Annotated in this window: 17 protein-coding genes; 8 read left to right on the top strand and 9 right to left on the bottom strand. The window is 68.0% G+C overall.

Going from position 1 to position 17,346, the window contains the following annotated elements; translation table 11 throughout:
- Positions 1 to 1,306: hypothetical protein (locus tag Q4F73_RS06755; RefSeq protein WP_303358592.1), on the top strand; the 1,306-nt coding region annotated here is incomplete at its 5' end.
- Here the strand turns inward: Q4F73_RS06755 and Q4F73_RS06750 are convergent.
- Positions 1,303 to 1,887 carry a DUF4245 domain-containing protein gene (locus Q4F73_RS06750; RefSeq protein WP_303358591.1) on the bottom strand — a complete coding sequence of 195 codons (585 nt, stop codon included), beginning with the start codon at positions 1,885 to 1,887 and terminating at the stop codon, positions 1,303 to 1,305. The genes Q4F73_RS06755 and Q4F73_RS06750 overlap by 4 nt on opposite strands.
- A 207-nt stretch (positions 1,888 to 2,094) precedes the next feature.
- Between Q4F73_RS06750 and glpX the strand changes: the two genes are divergently transcribed.
- Together glpX and Q4F73_RS06740 are read left to right on the top strand one after the other, a co-directional pair.
- Positions 2,095 to 3,108 (top strand): class II fructose-bisphosphatase, encoded by a 1,014-nt coding sequence (gene glpX / locus Q4F73_RS06745; protein ID WP_303358590.1) that lies wholly within the window; start codon positions 2,095 to 2,097, stop codon positions 3,106 to 3,108.
- 116 nt (positions 3,109 to 3,224) lie between these two features.
- Positions 3,225 to 4,625: a class II fumarate hydratase gene (locus Q4F73_RS06740; protein WP_303358589.1), complete on the top strand. Its 1,401-nt coding sequence runs from the start codon at positions 3,225 to 3,227 to the stop codon at positions 4,623 to 4,625.
- Between the two features lie 165 nt (positions 4,626 to 4,790).
- Here Q4F73_RS06740 and Q4F73_RS06735 read toward each other — a convergent pair whose 3' ends face one another.
- Positions 4,791 to 5,768, bottom strand: a complete 978-nt coding sequence (locus Q4F73_RS06735) for a hypothetical protein (RefSeq protein ID WP_303358588.1) — start codon at positions 5,766 to 5,768, stop codon at positions 4,791 to 4,793.
- 70 nt (positions 5,769 to 5,838) lie between these two features.
- Between Q4F73_RS06735 and Q4F73_RS06730 the strand changes: the two genes are divergently transcribed.
- Positions 5,839 to 6,492 (top strand): TetR family transcriptional regulator, encoded by a 654-nt coding sequence (locus tag Q4F73_RS06730; protein ID WP_303358587.1) that lies wholly within the window; start codon positions 5,839 to 5,841, stop codon positions 6,490 to 6,492.
- Positions 6,489 to 8,036 carry an MDR family MFS transporter gene (locus tag Q4F73_RS06725; RefSeq protein ID WP_303358586.1) on the top strand — a complete coding sequence of 516 codons (1,548 nt, stop codon included), beginning with the start codon at positions 6,489 to 6,491 and terminating at the stop codon, positions 8,034 to 8,036. The genes Q4F73_RS06730 and Q4F73_RS06725 overlap by 4 nt, the downstream gene beginning before the upstream one ends.
- A gap of 19 nt (positions 8,037 to 8,055) precedes the next feature.
- Here Q4F73_RS06725 and Q4F73_RS06720 read toward each other — a convergent pair whose 3' ends face one another.
- The 4 genes from Q4F73_RS06720 to Q4F73_RS06705 all read right to left on the bottom strand — a co-directional run bounded on the left by Q4F73_RS06720 (position 8,056) and on the right by Q4F73_RS06705 (position 11,527).
- The gene (locus Q4F73_RS06720) at positions 8,056 to 8,583 is read right to left on the bottom strand and encodes a GNAT family N-acetyltransferase (RefSeq protein WP_303358585.1); all 528 of its coding nucleotides are present in this window, start codon (positions 8,581 to 8,583) and stop codon (positions 8,056 to 8,058) included.
- 73 nt (positions 8,584 to 8,656) lie between these two features.
- Positions 8,657 to 10,030, bottom strand: coding sequence for a PhoH family protein (locus tag Q4F73_RS06715; protein ID WP_303358584.1), 1,374 nt, complete (start codon positions 10,028 to 10,030; stop codon positions 8,657 to 8,659).
- Positions 10,031 to 10,257: 227 nt separating this feature from the next.
- The gene (locus Q4F73_RS06710) at positions 10,258 to 10,830 is read right to left on the bottom strand and encodes an LGFP repeat-containing protein (RefSeq protein WP_303358583.1); all 573 of its coding nucleotides are present in this window, start codon (positions 10,828 to 10,830) and stop codon (positions 10,258 to 10,260) included.
- A gap of 40 nt (positions 10,831 to 10,870) precedes the next feature.
- On the bottom strand, positions 10,871 to 11,527 hold the full coding sequence (locus Q4F73_RS06705) for a LysR family transcriptional regulator (RefSeq protein ID WP_303358582.1): 657 nt from the start codon (positions 11,525 to 11,527) through the stop codon (positions 10,871 to 10,873).
- Positions 11,528 to 11,590: 63 nt separating this feature from the next.
- Here Q4F73_RS06705 and Q4F73_RS06700 point away from each other — a divergent pair, with 63 nt between their 5' ends.
- Together Q4F73_RS06700 and Q4F73_RS06695 are read left to right on the top strand one after the other, a co-directional pair.
- Positions 11,591 to 11,929 carry a DUF5997 family protein gene (locus Q4F73_RS06700; RefSeq protein WP_303358593.1) on the top strand — a complete coding sequence of 113 codons (339 nt, stop codon included), beginning with the start codon at positions 11,591 to 11,593 and terminating at the stop codon, positions 11,927 to 11,929.
- Positions 11,930 to 12,179: 250 nt separating this feature from the next.
- Positions 12,180 to 13,577, top strand: a complete 1,398-nt coding sequence (locus tag Q4F73_RS06695; RefSeq protein ID WP_303358581.1) for an aromatic acid/H+ symport family MFS transporter — start codon at positions 12,180 to 12,182, stop codon at positions 13,575 to 13,577.
- Between the two features lie 180 nt (positions 13,578 to 13,757).
- Here Q4F73_RS06695 and Q4F73_RS06690 read toward each other — a convergent pair whose 3' ends face one another.
- Positions 13,758 to 14,939 carry an alpha-amylase family glycosyl hydrolase gene (locus tag Q4F73_RS06690; protein WP_303358580.1) on the bottom strand — a complete coding sequence of 394 codons (1,182 nt, stop codon included), beginning with the start codon at positions 14,937 to 14,939 and terminating at the stop codon, positions 13,758 to 13,760.
- 72 nt (positions 14,940 to 15,011) lie between these two features.
- Between Q4F73_RS06690 and Q4F73_RS06685 the strand changes: the two genes are divergently transcribed.
- Positions 15,012 to 15,575, top strand: a complete 564-nt coding sequence (locus Q4F73_RS06685; RefSeq protein WP_303358579.1) for a TetR/AcrR family transcriptional regulator — start codon at positions 15,012 to 15,014, stop codon at positions 15,573 to 15,575.
- Between the two features lie 4 nt (positions 15,576 to 15,579).
- Here Q4F73_RS06685 and Q4F73_RS06680 read toward each other — a convergent pair whose 3' ends face one another.
- Positions 15,580 to 16,257 (bottom strand): aminotransferase class IV, encoded by a 678-nt coding sequence (locus tag Q4F73_RS06680; protein ID WP_303358578.1) that lies wholly within the window; start codon positions 16,255 to 16,257, stop codon positions 15,580 to 15,582.
- The coding region (pabB, locus tag Q4F73_RS06675) for an aminodeoxychorismate synthase component I (RefSeq protein WP_303358577.1) at positions 16,257 to 17,346 on the bottom strand (1,090 nt) is incomplete at its 5' end. The genes Q4F73_RS06680 and pabB, both read right to left, overlap by 1 nt.

Genomic DNA, 17,346 nt, shown 5'->3' with positions numbered 1-17,346 from the left:
CGACGCCTCCGACGCCGACACCCTCGCCGAAGAACTCAAGCGCGCCACCACCCGCAACTACCGCGCCTACCAATCCGACCTGGAGCGCATCGACGGCGCTGAGACCGCCGAGGCGTCTCCCCTCATCCCCCGGGACACCACGCAATTCCTCACCACTCTCCACCCGCTGCCCGCCGACGCCCACGGCCCGACCAACGAGGTGCCCACCTACTTCCGGCTCCCGGTTGAGGACGGCGAGTACTACGTGGTCTCCGCCCAGTCGGTGCTGGCCCCCCAGGTGAACACACGGGCGACGGACAGCCTGTACATCAACGCCGAGCTGGTCGAGAGGGATGACCTGGACACGCGCTACCGCTGCACCGGCGACGGCTACGAAAGCGCCCACGACGGGGTGAACGGCATCGTCACCGGTACCGTCTACTCGCGGACCATCGGGCAGGACTGCAACACAGACGAGCTCATGCTCCTGCTCAAAAGGCGCGGAGACTGGCGTCAGACCGAGCCGATCGACGTCGAGGTCACCGTCACCCGGATCGATCCCTTCACGCTTCCGGACGGGCGCGACGCCGAACCCGCCGCGGAAGCAGACCCGGCACTCACGGTCTCCCCGTCGACCGACACCCCGGCGGCTACCACCCCGGGCGTGTGGTTTTCAGATGCCGTCGATCTGACCCCGGGCGAGACCGTCGCGGTTGATATCGTCGCTGGTGAAACACAGTTCTTCCGGGTCCCCGCAGACTACGGGCAGCAGGTCCTGGGCCAGTTGCAGGTGCGTGACGACGCCCAGAACTGGGACGCCTACACCCACGAGCGGCGGCTGGAGCTCACCGCCTACAACGAGGCCCGCGCCGAACTTCCGCTCACCGAGGACGTCATCTTCCCGGAACCTGAAGCCGTTCTCGATTTCGGCTACACCGACCCGATCTTCTTCCAGAATCGCTACGAGGGCACCAACCGGGGCTTTGATGCACGAAAGCTATGGCAGGACGGGGACCAGTACCTCACCGTCCGTTACGGCGACACCACCCAGGGCACGATCAATGCGGCCTCGCAGCTCCCGCCGATAACCTACCACCTCACGCTCGAGGTGGAGGGGCAGCCGCAACCGGGGCCGACCTTCCACCCCGTGGACGGCCGATCGGAGGAGGAGACGACGACCGCTGAGCCGACCGCCGAGGTTGATCCGGACGTCACCGCCCAGGAGGCGGAGGACAACGGTGGCGGAATGGGCCTGTGGCTCGGCATCGGCGCTGTCGTCCTCGTGCTGCTGGGCGCGGGCGGCTTCGCCCTCAGCCGTCGAAGCTAGCCGTCCTGGCCCGCGCCCGGCAGGGGCGCGGAGTTGACGGTGGCGTCAATAAGCGTCTCGAACTCCGCCTCCGAACCGGCGCCGGTGAACAGCAGCCGGGCATCGCCCATGTCGACGACCCACAGGTCGCGGACATCGTCCTCGTCGGAGTGGTAGATGGCCACCTCCTGGCCGGCGATGGTCTCGGTGCGGTCCAGTTCGCGCGGGTGCGGGTCGATGCCGCGAACGGCGTCATCCGCCGGCTGCTCGGTCTGGGTGAGCTGGATGAAACCGCGGTCGGCGGTGACCCAACCGACGATCGGCGCCGGGGTCTGGTTGATCTGGCCGCGGCGGGCGGAGTTGGTCACCCAGCCCTCAGGGTTGTCCGGCATGCGGACGGGGAAGTTCGTCGCGCGGGCCTCCATGCCCATGAAGGTGTGGGCGTCGACTTCACGGACCGGACCACCTTCCGGGGCGCCGGGTTCATAGGTGCACAGGCCGGTGGCGCCGACGCTCACAACCATGAGCACGACGATGAGGGCCAGGGACAGGAACATGTCCCGACCGTCCTGAAAAATCCGGGGCTTTTCCGCTGCAGACACGCGCCCAAGTATGTCAGAAGCAGCCGCGATGCGGAATTCTCCGTGCCGGGTGCCACACTCTCCCCTCTTTCGGGTGGGCAAACCAACACGCGGACCCCCAAGTGGTGGAACAATAATTGGGAGGCGGGTGGACCGTGCACACGGATTCCCCACCGCCCGGAAAGCACGCTGTCACACAATCGAAACGCCTGCAGGAGGCCGTTGACCATGAATGCACCCCGTACGGAAGCACCCGACCGTAACCTCGCGATGGAGCTCGTCCGTGTCACTGAGGCAGCGGCACTCGCTTCCGGCCGGTGGGTCGGTCGCGGCATGAAGGAGGAGGGTGACGGCGCGGCGGTCGACGCGATGCGTCAGCTCATCAACTCCGTGAACATGTCCGGCGTCGTGGTCATCGGTGAGGGCGAGAAGGACGAGGCCCCGATGCTGTTCAACGGCGAGAACGTGGGCACCGGTGACGGCCCGGAGGTCGACATCGCCGTGGACCCGGTCGACGGCACCACCCTCATGGCCGAGGGTCGCCCGAACGCCATCTCCGTCATCGCCGCCGCGGACCGCCACTCCATGTACGACCCGTCCGCCGTGTTCTACATGGACAAGATCGCCGTCGGCCCGGAGGCCGCCGGCACCGTGGACATCGAGGCCCCGGTCTCCCACAACATCAACGCCGTGGCCAAGGCCAAGGGCATCGCCTCCTCCGACGTGACGGTCATCGTTCTCGACCGCCCGCGTCACATCGAGCTCATCGCCGACATCCGCCGCGCCGGCGCCAAGGTCCGCCTCATCCGCGACGGTGACGTCGCCGGCGCGATCGCCGCCGCGCAGGACTCCAACTCCATCGACATCGCCATGGGCATCGGCGGCACCCCGGAGGGCATCATCACCGCGTGTGCCCTCAAGTGCATGGGCGGCGAGATCCAGGGCAAGCTGTGGCCGATCGACGACGCCGAGGCAGGCCGCGCCCGCGAGGCCGGCCACGATCTCGACCGCGTGCTGGGCATCAACGACCTGGTCGCCTCCGACAACTGCTTCTTCGCCGCCACCGGCGTGACCAACGGCGACATGCTCCGCGGTGTCTCCTACCGTGCCTCCGGTGCGACGACCCGTTCCCTGGTCATGCGCTCCAAGTCCGGCACCGTCCGCTTCGTGGAGTCCCGCCACCAGCTGGCCAAGCTGCAGGAGTACTCCGTGGTCGATTACTCCAAGGATCCGTCCGCTTAGATCGGGTTTTTCGGCCATACTGAGAGAGGGTCCACCCCGGCGCCCTCTGGCAGTAGTTCCACCCCGCCGGGCCAGTTTCCCACGTCCTACCGACAGATACTTAAAGGTGGTTATCCATGACCGAGCAGGAATTCCGCATCGAACACGACACCATGGGTGAGGTCAAGGTCCCGGTGAACGCACTGTGGCAGGCCCAGACCCAGCGTGCCGTGGAGAACTTCCCGATCTCCGGCCGCGGCCTCGAGTCCGCCCAGATCCGCGCCATGGGTCTGCTCAAGGCGGCCTGCGCCATCGTCAACAAGGACCGCGGCCTCCTCCCGGCCGAGCAGGCCGACGCCATCGTCGCCGCCGCCAAGGAGATCGCCGACGGCCAGCATGACGCCGAGTTCCCGATCGATGTCTTCCAGACCGGCTCCGGCACCTCGTCGAACATGAACACCAACGAGGTCATCGCGTCCATCGCCAAGAAGAACGGCGTGGAGGTCCACCCCAACGACCACGTCAACATGGGCCAGTCCTCCAACGACACCTTCCCCACCGCCACCCACGTCGCCGCCACCGAGGCCGCCGTCAACGACCTCATCCCGGGCCTCAAGGTCCTCCACGAGTCCCTGGCCGCGAAGGCCGCGGAGTGGAAGGAGATCGTCAAGTCCGGTCGCACCCACCTCATGGACGCCGTCCCGGTCACCCTGGGCCAGGAGTTCGGCGGCTACGCCCGCCAGATCGAGCTGGGCATCGAGCGCGTCGAGGCCACCGTCACCCGCCTCGGTGAGCTGCCGATCGGCGGCACCGCCGTGGGCACCGGCCTCAACACCCCGGCCGACTTCGGCGCGAAGGTAACCGAGGAGCTCAAGAACCTCACCGGCGTGCAGGAGCTGTCCGAGGCGAAGAACCACTTCGAGGCGCAGGCCAACCGCGACGCCCTCGTCGAGTTCTCCGGCGCCATGCGCGTCGTGGCCGTCTCCCTGTACAAGATCGCCAACGACATCCGCCTCATGGGCTCCGGCCCGCTGACGGGCTTCGCCGAGATCCACCTGCCGGACCTGCAGCCGGGCTCCTCCATCATGCCGGGCAAGGTCAACCCGGTGCTGTGTGAGACCGCCACCCAGGTCTCCGCCCAGGTCATCGGCAACGACGCCGCCGTCGCCTTCGCCGGCACCCAGGGCCAGTTCGAGCTCAACGTCTTCATCCCGGTCATGGCCCGCAACGTGCTGGAGTCCTCCCGCCTGCTGGCCAACACCGCCCGTGTGTTCGCGGAGCGCCTCGTCGACGGCATCGAGCCGAACGAGGAGCGCATGAAGACCCTGGCCGAGTCCTCCCCGTCGATTGTCACCCCGCTGAACTCGGCGATCGGCTACGAGAACGCCGCCAAGGTGGCCAAGACCGCCCTCAAGGAGGGCAAGACCATCCGCCAGACGGTCATCGACATGGGCTTCGTCGACGGTGACAAGCTCACCGAGGAGGAGCTGGACAAGCGCCTCGACGTCCTCGCGATGGCCAACACCGACCGCGACTAGTCGCCTGCTTATCGACGCCCCGCCGACGCTGCCACCAGCGCCGGCGGGGCGTTGCCGTCACTCCACTCCGGGCAAGTGTGAACTCACGCGGTCGAAAGGGCTCCTTCGGTGCGCGTGGGGACACTGCTTTCGACGGGGTGAATTCGCGCGCGCACGAGCGGGGCGCTAGTAGTCCGGATCCTCCCCGGCGGCCATGAGCTCGAGCAGGTAGGGCGTGGGGGTGATCTTCAGCTCGCGGGCCTCCTGATCGAAGGAGGTCAGCGTGGTCACCTCGCCCTCGTGCCACAGATGCAGCAGCGGGGAGACCGCGTGTGAGCCGTCGACCGCCACCTGGGCGGCGACAGGTGCCATGCGACCCAGCCCCTCCAGCAGATCCTCGCCGGTGCTGATCTCTCGGACCAGGAGGATGTGGCGGGTGGGCATGGCGAAGAGCACGCCGTGGGAGTAGTCGAGGTCGGGGGCCCAGGTGTCGAGGAGCTCGGGGAAGAGCACCGCGGCGCTGGCCGTGTAGTAGCTGCCGGACTCGAAGGAGCGGAAGCGGGCCCCGGGGTGGTCCTCGGAACCGGGATGCAGCTGCGCGTGAGGATCGATGCCGAGCAGTTCGGTGAGCAGGTTGTTGCGGGCGGCCCGCACGAGGGTGTCCACGTCATCGTGTTCCCGCAGCCGCTCCAGTGGCATCGTCTGGATGGTGTGCTCGGTGTCCAGGACGAGGGTGACCACGGTGTCCTCGGTGAAGCCGTGGAGCGTGGCGGAGGAGACGATCTCCTCTTCCTCCGGAACGAGGTGGGTGGTCGGTGCCACCCGGAGCCGGAGACCGGCGTAAAGATCGGCCGTGGCGAGGGAATCGCTGGGTTCCGCGTCGAGGACGGATCCGACGAAAGCCCGGGCCATGGACCGGGGGGCCTTGGGGTGCTGTGAGGCGGCGACGTCCCCGATGAGGTTCTCCAGGTTGACGGTCACCCGGCCCTGGCGGGGGTGCTGGATGATGGCGTGCTGGCCGTCGTAACGCACGGTCGCCCCCTTCTCCGCGAGGCTGCGGCGCAGGGACGTGCGCAACTCCCCGGCCTGGCCCCGGGTCAGCCCGGGGAAGTGCAGGTCGGGGCGGTTCCGGTCACGGAAGCGGCGCAGTCGACGAAGCATCATTGCCCCGAGAGTACCGCAATCACCACCTGCACTTGAGTGCAAAGATGCACTCAGTGTAAAGTTGCACCGCGTGAATGACGATACACCTCTGCGCGAACGGAAACGGCTGGCCACCCGCCGCCGGATCGAGGATGCGGCGACCGCCCTCGTCGATAAGCACGGCTTCGACCACGTGACCGTCGAGGACATCTGCCGCGACGCCGACATCTCAAGGCGCACCTTCTTCAACTACATGGAGTCCAAGGACGAGGCCGTCCTCGGCTCTCCCCCGCTGGCGCTCAGCGCGACCCGACAGGCCGCGTTCATCGACACACCCTCGGACAACCTGGTGAAATCCGCCCTCACGCACATCGCCGCCACCCATGCGGAGGCAGAGAGCGAGGACATCGAGGCCGGGATCGACGCCTCCCACATTGACACCGTCCGCCACCGCCGCCACCGCATCGTCGCCGCCGAACCCTCCGTGGCCCTCAAGTCGGTCAACCGCTTCCGGGAACAGGCGACGGCGATGCAGGGGATCGTCGCCAAGCATCTGGAAACCCACCCCGGGGACCGGACGCTGCCCGACCACCCCCTGCCCGTCGAAGCGGCCATGATCACAGGGCTGATCCGCGAGGCCGTGTGGATGCACATGTACCGCCTCACCCACAGCCCGGGCGCCGAGATAACCCTCGTCGACACCGGCGCCATCCTCACCACCCTGACGAAGGAGTTGAACTGGTGACCACCGCCCAGCCTGACACCCAGGCACCCCGCGTGAAGCTCATCTTCGCCGCCCTGCTCACCACGATGCTCATGAGCTCCCTGGGGCAGATGATCTTCTCCACCGCCATGCCGACCATCGTCGGTGAGCTCGGCGGCGTCAACCACATGAGCTGGCTCATCTCCGGATTCATGGTGACCATGACCATCGCCATGCCGATCTTCGGCAAGGTCGGCGACATGATCGGCCGCAAGTGGCTCTACCTCTTCGGCATCGCCACCTTCATCATCGGTTCGACCATCGGCGGTTTCGCCCAGTCGATGGAGCTGCTCATTCTGGCGCGTGCCATCCAGGGCTTCGGCGCAGGCGGCATGATGGTCACCTCCCAGGCCATCGTCGCCGAGGTCGTCTCCGCCCGCGAACGCGGCAAATTCATGGGCATCATGGGTGCCACCTTCGGCCTCAGCTCCGTCCTCGGCCCCGTGCTCGGCGGCTGGTTCACCGACGGCCCCGGCTGGCGCTGGGGCCTGTGGATCAACATCCCGCTGGGCATCCTCGCCTTCACCATCTCCCTGCTCGTCCTGCGCCTGCGGCGCGGCACAGCGAGCGGCCGTTTCGACTGGCTGGGCACCCTGCTGTTGACCGTGACCACCGCCTCCCTGGTGCTGTTCACCACCTGGGGCGGTCTCGAGTACCCGTGGGGCCACCCGATCATCCTCTGCCTCATCGCGGTGACCGTCCTCAGCGCCCTGACGTTCGTGGCGGTGGAACTGCGGGCCACGAATCCGCTCATCCCCATGGAACTGTTCCGCAACCGGAACATGGTGCTCACCACCGCCGCCGGCACCATCATGGGCCTGGCCATGATCGGCGCCCTCGGCTACCTGCCCACCTACCTGCAGATGGTGCACACGCTGACCCCCACCAACGCCGGCCTCATGATGATCCCCATGATGATCGGCATGATCGGCACGTCCTCGGTCTCCGGTGCGCTCATCTCCCGCTACGGCAACTACAAGTGGTATCCGGTGGCCGGCATGGCCGTCATCTCGGTGGCCCTGTTCCTGCTTTCCCGGCTGACCGTGGAGACCTCCCTCGTGCAGCTGGGCGTGCTGTTCTTCGTCTTCGGTTTCGGGCTCGGCCTGGTCATGCAGGTGCTGGTCCTCATCGTCCAGAACTCCTTCCCGGTGACCATGGTGGGCACGGCCACCGCATCGAACAACTTCTTCCGCCAGATCGGCTCCTCCCTCGGCGCCTCCCTGGTCGGTTCCATGTTCATCCACAACCTCCAGGGCAATCTGGCGGAGCGTCTGCCGGAGACCTTCGCCTCGATGGGCCCGCAGGGTGCCGCCTACGCCGAGGCCTTCTCCGAGGGCGGCGGCGCCGCCAACTCGCTGACCCCCGCGTCGGTGGTGCAGCTGCCCGAGGTCATCCAGCAGGTCATCCTCGGCAGCTACAACGACGGCCTCACCCCCGTCTTCCTGCTCATGGTGCCGCTGACGATCGTGGCTCTCCTGCTGCTCCTGCCGGTGCGCGAGGACAAGCTCAAGGAGACCATCGAGTAGCGCGCTTATCGACGCCCGGCTACTCCCCCGGCTTCGGCAGCAACTTCTCGTAGACGTCGGTGTCGCGCCACTCCCCGGCGAGCTCACCGTAGGTCATCTTCGCCAGGTGGCGGAAGGTGCCCACCTTCTCGAAACCGCGGGACATGTGCAGCCCGGCGGAACCTTCGTTCTCCGGGAACACCCAGGCGTGGATGCCCCACTTGTGCAGGCCCTGACACACCTCGATGAGCTTGTCCAGCAGTGCGCCCGCGACGCCGCGGCCGGCGGCGTCGGGGTGAATGTAAATGGAGTTCTCCACCACGCCGTGGAACACGGAGCGCGTGGAGATCGGAGCCGCGGCCACCCACCCGAGCAGCTTGTCGGGGTCGTCGTCCTCCACGGCGACGAAGATCGTCTCCAGGATCTTCGCCTGCGTGAACTGCTCCCACGTGGGTGCCTTCGTCTCGTAGGTGGCGTGCCCGGATTCCAGTCCCATCTCATAGATCGCCCGGACCTGAGGGTAGTCCGCGGGCTGAATGGGTCGAAGCGTGAAGGTCGCGTCTGCCATGCCGAATATTGTCTCCCACGTGATCGAGCGCCCGCAAACGGAACGCGTCCGCGGGCGCCGTGCCCGGATCGGGTTACTGGCCGTCCTCCAGCAGATCGGTGACCAGTTCCGCGATGGCGGAGCGCTCCGAGCGCTGCAGGGTGATGTGGGCGAACAGCTCATGGTCCTTGAGCTTCTCGATCACCGCCTGCACTCCGTCGTGGCGCCCCACCCGCAGGTTGTCGCGCTGGGCGACGTCGTGGGTGAGCACCACGCGCGAACCGCGGCCCAGGCGGGACAGCACGGTGAGCAGGACGTTGCGCTCCAGTGACTGGGCCTCGTCGACGATGACGAAGCAGTCGTGCAGCGAACGACCCCGGATGTGGGTGAGCGGGAGAACCTCGATGAGATCCCGCGCCTGGATCTCCTCCATGACGTTGTCGGACACCAGGCCGTCGAGGGTGTCGAACACGGCCTGCGCCCAGGGGTTCATCTTCTCGGTCTCCGACCCCGGCAGGTACCCGAGGTTCTGCCCACCCACCGCGTAGAGGGGGCGGAAGACGACGATGCGACGGTGCTCGTTGCGCTCGAGGACGGCCTCGAGCCCGGCGCACAGGGCCAGCGCGGACTTGCCGGTGCCGGCGCGGCCGCCGATGGAGACGATGCCGATGTGGTTGTCCAGCAGCATGTCCAGGGCGATGCGCTGCTCGGCGGAACGGCCCTGGAGGCCGAAGGCGTGCTGGTCACCGCGCACGAGGCGGATCGCACCGTCGGCGGTGAGACGACCCAGCGCGGACTGGGTGGAGGTGGTCAGGGTGATGCCGCAGTGCACGGGCAGCTCAGCGACGATGTCCCCGGCGTCGGTCACCGCGTTGTCGTCGAGGGTCACCTCGCCGGTGCGGTAGAGGGTGTCCACGGCCTCGGCATCGGTGTGCACGGTGGCCATGCCCGTGTAGCCGGTGAGCACCACATCCTGCGCGTGGTATTCATCCGCCTGCAGGCCGACCGCGCCGGCCTTGACGCGCAGCGGGACATCCTTGGTCACCAGCGTCGTGTCATGGCCCTCGCTCTGCAGGTTGAGGGCGCAGGCGAGGATGCGGTGGTCGCCCTCGGTGCCGCGGAAGGCAGTGGGCAGCAGTGACTGGTCCTGGTGGTTGAGTTCGACGCGCAGGGTGCCGCCGTCGACGTTGACGGGCACCGGCTGGTCGAGGCGTTCGTAGGTGGAACGCAGGTCCTCGAGCATCCGCAGGGCCTGGCGGGCGAACCAGCCCAGTTCCGGATGGTGGCGCTTGGCCTCCAGTTCCGTGATGACCACGACGGGCAGGACCACCTCGTGTTCGGCGAACTTGCGCAGCGCCCAGGGATCGGACAGCAGCACGGAGGTGTCGATGACGTAGGTACGGGTCGTGACACTCGAGCGCGTGTCGATGGAGTCGGAGGGCAGGTAGTCGGTGGTCGAGTCGAACATGGCGCAGGCTCCCCAGGTGCAGTGGCGCCAGGTACCCGGCACCGCTGCGGGCCGATTCTCTTGGAACACGGCCGCCGGTGCCGGTACCGACGTTCGACGGTCGCGCTGCCGGATGTCACGTCATCCGGTTGCCACCACGCTAACCGCGAGAGGTGAGAATTACATGGTTGTCAGATTAATTTCTGATGACGAAGACTCACCGTGTACTTCAGGGTCGCACTTGAGGATCAGTTCTGCTGGATGTCGGCGTCGAAGTCGCCGTTCTCATCGGAGATCCAGGAGATGACACCGTCGGTGAACTGCTGGACCCAGCCGTTGCCCTCCGGAGCGTCCTGCTCGGGGCCGGTCGGCAGGCCGAGGCCGCTTTCAAGACCGCCCTCATCCATCCAGGTCTCGGCAATCTTGCCGACGATCGGGATCGCTCCCAGATCCTGCGCCCAGGTCGCCAGGTTGCCGTCCTGGAACGTCGCCAGCACCTGGCCGAGGTCGTTGGTCTCGATGGACTCGGGCATACCCCAGTCGGCGGTGAACTGCTCCAGGGCAGACGCTGCCCCCTCCGGCACTGCGACGGTGCCGTCCTCGGTCTCCATCTCGACCTCGCCCTCGGCGGGCTCGGAATCCGGGACGGAAGGCTCGGCCGCTTCCTCAGCGTCCGTGTCCTCAGCAGCGGTCTCGGCGGTGGTGGTGACCTCGGTGCCGGTGTCGGCGGTGTCCTCCTCCGCGCAGGCGACGAGTCCGAAGCCGAGTGCGGCGGTGGCGGCGATGGCCAGGCCGCGGCGGGTCAGGGTGTTGTTCATCATGTCGATTCCTTTCGAAGGTGATGTACCTCCACCCTAACGCTTATCGACGCCCCCGTGGGCGACCCTTCTTCCCCGCAGCAGGCGCCTGCTGAGCGCGCCGCTGCTGTTTGGCCAGGGTTTTCTCCCGCGCGCTGCGCTTGGGAGCCGCCTGCCGGGACGAGTTCGGCGTGCGCCCTTTGGCGATGCCGACGAAGTCCTGGATCGCCTCGGAGTCCTTCTCCTTGAACCACACCAGGGCGATGTCCGTCGCGGGCACGTCCCCGCGGTAGTCCCGGTGCTCGATCTGGCGGCGCGACAGGGCCTTGATCAGCGGGCGCGGCGCGATGAGCACACCGACGTTCGCCGCCACCACCTGCAGTCCGGCGCGCACAGCCGCGACGTCGACCTCCCCGGAGGCCGGCGGGGAGTAGTGGAGGAACTCGTCCTCGATATCTTCCGGCCCCACCACGTCCAGGAGGGTGAGTGTGTGGTCTTTCGGCACCGCGATGCCTGGCGCCTCCGAGTAGAGGACGACGACGTGGTGTTCATCGGAGATGCGGGCGTCGGGAAGCCTGACGAGGGCGAGCTCGCAGCGGGCGTCGACAAGCTTGCCGAGCGGGTCCGCGGCGTCCGTCACCTCGAGGCGGTGCCTGGTGCGGTCGCGGAATCGGGTGAACCACTTGTCGGGTGCGGTGCCGGTGACAAAGCTCAGGCGCATGGGGCTAATGCTACCGTTGGGGGCGTGAATGAAGACTCCGCACGTCAGCCGTCCGGCCGAGCCATGAAGCCGCAGACCGCGGCCAAGAAGCTCGGCATCTACCTGCCCGCCACGCCGGAGGAGTTCCAGGCGGGCGCGGTCACCCATGCCGAGCTCAAGCAGCTCGTGGAGAACCCGCCGGAGTGGCTCGCCGAGCTGCGCCGCACCGGCCCGCACCCACGTCCCGTGGTCGCACAGAAGCTGGGAATCACCATCGCCGCTCTCAAGCGCCATGACATGGACTCGCCGCTGACCACCGCCGAGATCAAGGCGCTGCTGGAGGATCAGCCGGAGTGGCTGCGTACCGCCCGCACCGCCCTGGCCGAGGGTCGCGAGGACGCTGACGCCGAGGACTCCCAGTAGCCGTTCGCACACCGCACCCCCGTTCACCCTGAACGGGGGTGCAGTCGATTCCGGGGCCAAAGATCGGAATCGCTCATAAATGTCATACCCCACCTGCATGGGGCCTGCTGAGGCCGCGCTTTCCGGACGCTGGCCCCTGGGAACTCACTAGGGCCGGTCCTAGTATTTTGTGAAGTGGAACACTTCTACAGTTCTGTCATCCTCTCCGTCACAGAGTCACAGAGAGTTTCCGGACTACAGAAGGACCACCATGACCTCCACCGCCACCCAGGCCTCTCAGGCCACCTGGGCATCACCGGCGCACCGCCGCACGGTGTACCTCATCCTCGCCGTTGTCGGCATCTCCATCCTCTTCGACGGCTACGACCTCGTCATCTACGGCGCCGTCCTCTCCTCGCTTCTCGACGACCCCTCCCACATCGGCCAGCTCTCCCCCGCCGTCGCCGGCACCCTCGGCTCCTGGGCCATGATCGGTGTCCTCATCGGCGCCCTGTCCGCCGGTGCCGTCGGTGACCGCGTCGGCCGCCGCAAGGTCATGCTCACCGCCATCGTGTGGTTCTCCATCGGCATGGGCCTCACCGCCCTGGCGAACTCGATCTTCATGTTCGGTTTCCTGCGCTTCGTCACCGGCCTCGGCGTCGGCATGATCGTCGCCACCGGTGGCGCCATCATCGCCGAGTTCGCTCCCGCCAACCGCCGCAACCTCTTCAACGCCATCGTCTACTCCGGCGTCCCCGCCGGTGGCGTCATGGCCTCCCTGTTCGCCCTCGCCTTCGAGGACGTCATCGGCTGGCGCGGTCTGTTCATGGTCGGCGCCTCCCCGCTGCTGTTCCTGCTGCCGCTCGCCTACTTCGCACTGCCGGAGTCCCCGCGCTGGCTCGTCGCCCGTGGCCGCCAGGCCGATGCCCGCGCCGTCTGCGCCCGCCATGGACTGCCCGAGGCCACCTTCCTCGACACCCCGGCCGTCGCCGTCCCGGCCGCTGAGGCCAAGCGTGACGTCGAGAAGACCGGTTTCGCCGGCATCTTCTCCCGCTCCTACCTGCCGGGCACGATCCTCATCGGCGTCATGTCCTTCATCGGACTGCTGTCCACCTACGGCCTCAACACCTGGCTGCCGAAGATCATGCAGTCCAACGGCGCCTCCGCGCACGACTCGCTCTACTCCCTGCTGTTCCTCAACGGTGGCGCCGTCGTCGGCGGCCTGACCGCCTCCTGGATCGCCGACCGCATCGGCGCCAAGGCCGTCATCACCTCCACCTTCGCCCTGGCCGCCGTCTCCCTGGCCATCCTGCCGATGTTCAGCTCCGTCGCCCCGATGTACCCGTTCATCGTCGCCGCCGGTATCGGCGTCATCGGCACCCAGGTCCTCACCTACGGCCTGGCCTCGAACTACTACGGCACCGCCTCCCGTGCGGCGGGCGTGTCCTGGGTCGCCGGCTTCGGTCGCCTCGGCGGCATCGCCGGCCCGGCCATCGGCGGCCTCATCATCGGCGCCGGCCTCGGCCCGACCGCCTCCTTCTGGATCTTCGCCGGCGCCGCCCTGGTCGGTGCCGCCGCCACCGCACTCATCCCGCGCTCCCCGGCGCAGGCCGAGATCGTCGCCGCCCAGGCACCGGTGGCACGCGAGCAGGAGCCCGCGCTGAAGTAGCCGCTTATCGACGGAGAGCGGCCCCCTGACCAGTGACGGTCAGGGGGCCTTTCCGTGTCTTCGTACCGATATCGGGCCGCTCGTTTTAACGACCATATATCCCACAAGGCCGCACTTATACGGCCAGGTGGCGCAATTGGTCGTATCTCGTTTTTGCGAGCTTCGTTAAAACGAGCAGCGCTACCAGCTGTACTCCGCGCTCTCCCCGTCGGAGAACTCCAGTCGCGCGGTGACGTCCGGCTCGAGCGTCAGATGCACCGTCAGCGAATCCTCACCGGAGGCCACGACATAGGAGATCGCCTCATTGGACGTCTCGAGCACCTCGACGCCGGCGCGGGTGAGCCAGGGGTGGCGGCGTCGAGAAGCAATGAGCTCCTGGTGCAGCTCGAACATCCACTGGCCGAGCGAGGACATCTCCTCCGGCAGCGGCGGGCGGACCGGGTCGTCCGCCGAGAATCCGGAGCCCTTGACGCCGGTGAAACCCTGCTCATCGCCGTAGTAGATGCTCGGGATGCCCGGCAGCGTGAGCAGCAGCACGGCGGCCACGGCTGCACCGGAGGAACCGGCGACGCTGGCGATGCGGTCGACGTCGTGGTTGCCCACGAAGGTCTGCATCGGCGCCTGCGCGACAAAGCTATTGTGGCGGCCGAGCGCGTGCTCGAGCTCCCAGAAGTTGACGTCCTTGATCGAGGACCAGATGGCCTTCCACAGCTCGTACTGGGTGACGGTGTCCAGGTGACCCTCGTGGACCAGCGCCAGGTAGTCGCCGTGGATGATCTCCCCGAGGAAGACGGCGTCCGGGTGCTGCTCGCGCACCCGGTCGACCACCTGCGCCCAGAACCACGCGGGCACCGAATAGGCGACGTCGAGGCGCCAGCCGGCGATGCCGCGGTCGAGCCAGTGATTCATGACGTCGACGACCAGGTCCGCGGTGCGGGGATCGTCGTGGTTGAGCAGGGCCAGGTCGCCGTGGCCCTCCCAGGGCTCGGGACTGCCGTCGTCGAGGCGGCGGATGGGGCCGTCACCGGCGACCATGGGGTGGTTGATGCCGACGTGGTTGAACACGCCGTCGAGAAGCACCTCGATGCCGCGCTCCCGGCAGGCGGCCATGAGGCGGTCGAAGTCGGCGTCGTCGCCCAGGCGCGGGTCGATGCGGAAGTGGTCGAGGGTGTCGTAGCCGTGGGTGCTCGAGGCGAAGATGGGGGCCAGGAGCAGGCCGTTGCAGCCCAGGTCGATGAGGTAGTCGAGCCAGTCGATGAGCTCGGGCAGGCGGTGTCCCTCGTCCTCGGCCGTCCAGTCGCGGATGCGCGCGTCGGTGGCGCCGAGGGGGTAGACGTGCCAGAAGATGGCGTGGTCGAGCACTTCGAACTCCTATTGAGTGTGAGTCAGTAACTGTTATTGACCTTAACTCAACAACGGGTAGGGTTGTCAACCGTGAGCACCCGCAGACGCCTGTCCACCGCGCAACGCCGCGCCGCCATCCTCGCCGCCGCGCGGGAACACTTCTCCACCACCCACTACCCCGACGCCTCAGTACCGGCGATCGCGGCGGCCTCGGGCAGCTCGCAGTCCCTCGTCTTCCACTACTTCTCCTCCAAGGCCGGCCTCTACGCCGCCGTCGTGGAGGACTCGCTGCGCTCGCTTATCGACGCCCCCCTCCCCCACGCCGCCACCACCCGCGACCGCGTCTCCCTCCTCCTGCAGGACTACCTCGACGCGCTGGCCGCCGACCACACGCTCGTCGCCGGAGTCGGCGAACCCGAGGCCGCGGTCATCCACCGCCGGGCGGCAGCGTCGGCGCTGGTGGACAAGCTCCGCGAGATCACCGGCATCGGATCCTTCGCCCGCCACACCTGGGCCCTGCGCGGCTGGGTCGGCTTCCTCGAGGCCGCCGGACGACACTGGGTCGACGCCGGGTGCCCGGAGGAACAGCGCTGGCCGCTCATCGAGGCCGGGCTGGGGGCGCTCGAAGGCGCGCTCGGCGACTGGCGGGTGTGAGGTCTCAGCAAACCACGCCGTTAGTGCTCCCCGGAGCCTGGCGCGCAGGCCCCTCACGGAGTACTTTGCCGCGCCACCCCACCACCGGTGTCCACCCGTGCAGCGCGCTGCCCACCCAGACAGGGTGGGTCCGCAGTTCCTCGACGGTGATGGGCCGGCTGCCCACGTCGCGGAGCTCCCGGGTCCCCGCCACCGTCGTCGAGGGCAGCTGGCGCGGATGCTCCGGCACCATGAACCGCCCGTCCTCCACCCACGCTATGGCGCAGTTGGCACCCTCGACCACCAGGCCATCGGGGGTCCACAGCAGGGCGTCGTCTGCGCCGTGCTCCCGCGCCTGCGCCCGCAACTCCCCCAGCACCGCCAGGTCCGGCCCCTTGACACCTGGGAAGCGGCGCGGGTCCGGTGTCGGGGGCACCCACAGCACAGTCTGGCTCCGCAGTGGCGGCGCCGAGCGAAGTCGCAGGTAGAGGGCGCAACCGTGCTTCTCGACGCGCGGAAACCACGCACCCTCCCCCGGCAGCACCTCCCGCACTGCGGCCATGAACTCCGCGTTCCCGAAGCGCGCACAGTGGTGCCGCCAGTTGCGCACAGTGCCTTCGGAGACCAGCCAGGAATCCACCACGTCCGGTGCGGTGTCAGGTTCCTCGCATCCCACCAACGCGGAGCCGTCCCAGCGGTACATCACCGCGGAAACTCCTGTCCGATAAGCCGCAGCAGGGGCGCGGACTTGGTGATGGTCTCCTGGTACTCCTCCACCGGGTCCGAGAGCGCGATGACCGCCCCGCCGACCCCGTAGCTCACACCCGAGCCATCGGAGACGATCGTGCGGATGACCATGGCCAGATCCATGGCACCGCCCAACGAGAAATAGCCGATGGCCCCGGAGTAGATCCCGCGCGGGCCGGCCTCGAGGCGGTCGATGATCTCCATGGTGCGGATCTTCGGGGCCCCGGTCATGGATCCGCCCGGAAACGTCGCCCGCACGGCGTCGACGGCCGTGCGCCCCCGGGCCAGGCGGCAGGACACGGTGGAGACGAGCTGGTGGACGGTGGCGTAGGACTCGACGTCGAACAGCGGCTCGGAGCGCACGCTCCCCGGTTCGGCGACGCGGCTGAGGTCGTTGCGCACGAGGTCGACGATCATGAGGTTCTCGGCGCGGTCCTTCGGGTTGACGGCCAGATCCGAGCGCAGGCGGGCGTCCTCGCGCGGGTCCGTGCTGCGCGGGCGGGTGCCCTTGATGGGCCGCGACTCCACCACGCCGTCCTTGACCTGCAGGAAGCGCTCCGGCGTCGAGGACAACACGTCGACCCCGCCGATGCGCAGCAAGGAGCCGAAGGGGGTCGGGTTCGCCGCCCGCAGTGCGCGGTAGGCCGGCCACGGGTCCAGCTCTGCGGAGGCCGTGAGTTCATTGGTCAGGCACACCTCGTAGGTCTCGCCCTGGCGGATCTCCTCGAGGCACTGCCCCACCAGATCGAGATACTGCGAGCGATCGTGTCGGGCACGAAGCTCATCGACGTTCCCGAGCTCCCCCATCGCACCGACCTCCAGACCCTCCAGCCGGTCGGCGGTCTCCGCGCACCACGCGCGCTGGGCCCGGTCGTGCTCGGAACCGATGAGCGCAATGACGTGGGTGCGCCGCTGCGCGTGGTCGATGACGACGGCACGGTCGGCGAAAACCATGCCCAGGTCCGGGTACGGCGACTCCCAGGCCGCCGACCCGCCGCACTCGGCCTTGAGCTCGTAGCCGAGCCAGCCGACCCAGCCGAGGGTG

The sequence above is a fragment of the Corynebacterium sp. genome (assembly GCF_030535495.1).
Taxonomy (GTDB): Bacteria; Actinomycetota; Actinomycetes; order Mycobacteriales; family Mycobacteriaceae; genus Corynebacterium.
Note: the sequence above shows the minus strand (reverse complement) of the source record. Positions and strands in the feature narration are given on the sequence as shown.